Origin of the sequence: Alysiella sp., assembly GCF_030525755.1 — a bacterium.
Classification (GTDB): Bacteria; Pseudomonadota; Gammaproteobacteria; order Burkholderiales; family Neisseriaceae; genus Simonsiella.
Window position 1 is genome coordinate 1 of record NZ_JAUNEC010000078.1, and the last position, 2,751, is coordinate 2,751.

Here is a 2,751-nt window from a genome sequence, read left to right on the forward strand (position 1 = left end):
ACGGACTGTTAATCCGCAGGTCGCTGGTTCGAGCCCAGCTCGGGGAGCCAAATTTAAACCGCCTAAACAATTGTTTAGGCGGTTTTCTTTTGTGGTATGTTTAGACCCATATCCAAATTGTGTCTCAAATTCTTCAACACAAATCTGTTAAAATAACCGTTTTTTTTCAGGTAGTCTCAAAAATAAACCATGTCTCAATCATGCATCATCAAAATTCGCCCCAGCAATCCTGCTTTACAAACCCAATTAGAACAATCAGGTGCCAACCCATTATTGGCGCGTTTGTACGCAGCACGCAATGTCGCATCAGCCCGAGAACTTCAAGACAATTTAACCGAATTACTGCCCTATACTCAACTGAAAAACTGTGAAGCAGCAGCCAACAATCTGGCAAACGCCATCATGCAAAACCAAGCCATTATGGTAGTAGCGGATTATGATGCAGACGGTGCAACGGCTTGTACGGTGGCAATCAAAGGTCTATCCAGCATGGGGGCACACGTGGATTTTCTTGTGCCCAATCGCTTTGAAGACGGTTATGGTTTAAGCGCCAAACTTGCCGAAACCGCCGCACAACAAGGCGCACACATTTTACTGACTGTGGATAACGGCATTGCCAGTATAGAAGGTGTTGCCCGCGCACAAGAGCTAGGTATGAAAGTGATTGTTACCGACCACCATTTGCCAGCTGAACAACTGCCCGACTGCTTAATTGTCAATCCTAATCAAAAAGATTGCACCTTCCCCAGCAAAAATTTGGCAGGTGTAGGCGTGATATTTTATGTTTTAATGGCTTTACGCGCCGAATTGCGACAAAGAAATTGGTTTTCAGGCAGCCTAAAAGAACCCAATTTAGCTGAACTCTTGGATTTGGTGGCTTTAGGAACAATTGCAGACGTGGTACCACTTGACCACAATAACCGCATTTTGGTTTCACAAGGTTTAAAACGCATCAGAGCAGGAAAGATGTGTCATGGCATACGCGCATTATTTGAAATCGCGCGACGCGACCCACGCAAAGCACAACCTTTTGACATGGGTTTTGCCATCGGACCACGCATTAACGCAGCAGGTCGTTTAGACGATATGTCGCTTGGCATCGCCTGCCTACTTTCAGGCAGCCTTGAAACAGCACAAGAAATCGCAACAGATTTGAACACACTCAATCAAACACGCCAAGAAATTGAACACGGCATGTTGCACAACATCTTAGCAACCTTTCCCGAAAGGCTGCCTGAAAACCAAACCACCGTTGTGGTTTACCGTGATGACTTTCATCAAGGTGTTGTAGGCATTGTTGCCAGCCGTTTAAAAGACAAATTCTACCGTCCGACCATTGTATTTGCCCAAGCCGATGCAGGGGAATTGCGCGGTTCAGGTCGCTCCATCACAGGCTTGCACTTACGTGATGTACTGGACTTGATCGCCAAACGTTTTCCCAATTTAATCATTAAATTTGGTGGACACGCAATGGCAGCAGGTTTAACCATTTTGGCTGAAAACCTCCATGCTTTTCAGGCAGCCTTTGAACAAATGGTCGCTGAACTGGTTGATGAAAATACGTTATCACAAACCTTACTAACCGATGGCAGCTTGCCCGCCAATGAAATCAATTTGGCAAATGCCACATTTTTGGCGCAACAAGTTTGGGGACAAGGTTTCCCACAACCCACATTCAGCGATGAATTCCAAGTTGTACGCCAACAAAAAATGGGCAGCACAGGCTTACACACCAAAGCATGGTTACGCAAAGAAAACCATGAATTTGAAGCCATGTTTTGGCGTTGCCAAGAACAGCTGCCTGAAAAAATCCGTACCGTATATCGGCCAACCGTAAACGAATGGAAAGGCAACCATGAATTACAGTTGTATGTGGATTATTGGGAACAGGTGTCCTGAAACACGGCTTAATTACCAACAAAAAAGCCATTGCAAAATGCAATGGCTTTAAATTGTGGCGGAGGCGGTGAGATTCGAACTCACGGAGGGCGTAAACCCTCGACGGTTTTCAAGACCGTTGCATTAAACCGCTCTGCCACGCCTCCGTCTTGAAGCAGTAAACTATACTGGTTTTTTGTGGTTTTGCCAAGAAAAATGTGAAGTTTTTTGTATTTTTAATCTATATTTTTGATTTTTAAAAAATAATTTTTTTAAGCTCACCAACAATCAAGCCTTGTTTTTTCACTCAGGCAGCCTTATATCATGTCTATCAAAAAATTTAATTCAAAAGGAATAAAAAATGCGATACGACAAATTAACCACCAAATTGCAACAAGCATTGGCAGACGCGCAAAGCCTTGCCCTTGCCAAAGACCATGCCTACATTGAAAGCATTCACGTTTTGCACACGCTGCTCAACGACACCACAAGCGGCATGGGCGCATTGTTGGTCAAAGCCAACGGCAATGTGGCGCAAATCAAACGCGATGTTCAGGCAGCCATTGACGCGCTGCCGCAAGTATCGGGGCAGGGCGGCGAAATCAACATGAGCCGCGAATTGCAAAACGTGTTCAATTTGATGGACAAAGCCGCCACACGTTTGGGCGATACCTTCATCGCCACCGAATTGTTTCCATTGGCATTGATTTTGGAAAAAGGCAGTACCGGCAGCCTGTTGCAAAACGCAGGCGTGAGCGAACAAAGTTTACAACAAGCCATACAAGCCATTCGCAACGGACAAAACGTTCACGAACAAAATGCCGAAGACCAACGCGAAGCCCTCAAAAAATACACGCTGGACTTAACCGAACG

At 45.3% G+C, this 2,751-nt stretch carries 2 protein-coding genes and 1 tRNA gene; 2 read left to right on the plus strand and 1 reads right to left on the minus strand.

All coding sequences use genetic code 11. The features are described 5' to 3' along the window. The first annotated feature begins 189 nt into the window (after window positions 1–189). The gene (recJ, locus tag Q4B82_RS09410) at window positions 190–1,899 is read left to right on the plus strand and encodes a single-stranded-DNA-specific exonuclease RecJ (RefSeq protein ID WP_303066203.1); all 1,710 of its coding nucleotides are present in this window, start codon (window positions 190–192) and stop codon (window positions 1,897–1,899) included. 56 nt (window positions 1,900–1,955) lie between these two features. Here recJ and Q4B82_RS09415 read toward each other — a convergent pair. Next, window positions 1,956–2,045: transfer RNA gene (locus Q4B82_RS09415), tRNA-Ser, on the minus strand. Between the two features lie 194 nt (window positions 2,046–2,239). Here Q4B82_RS09415 and Q4B82_RS09420 point away from each other — a divergent pair. Beyond that, the coding region (locus Q4B82_RS09420; protein WP_303066204.1) for a Clp protease N-terminal domain-containing protein at window positions 2,240–2,751 on the plus strand (512 nt) is incomplete at its 3' end.

Coding starts and splice junctions, on each gene's coding strand:
- recJ (WP_303066203.1), top strand. CDS start 190: ATGTCTCAATCATGCATCATCAAAATTCGCCCCAGCAATCCTGCTTTA.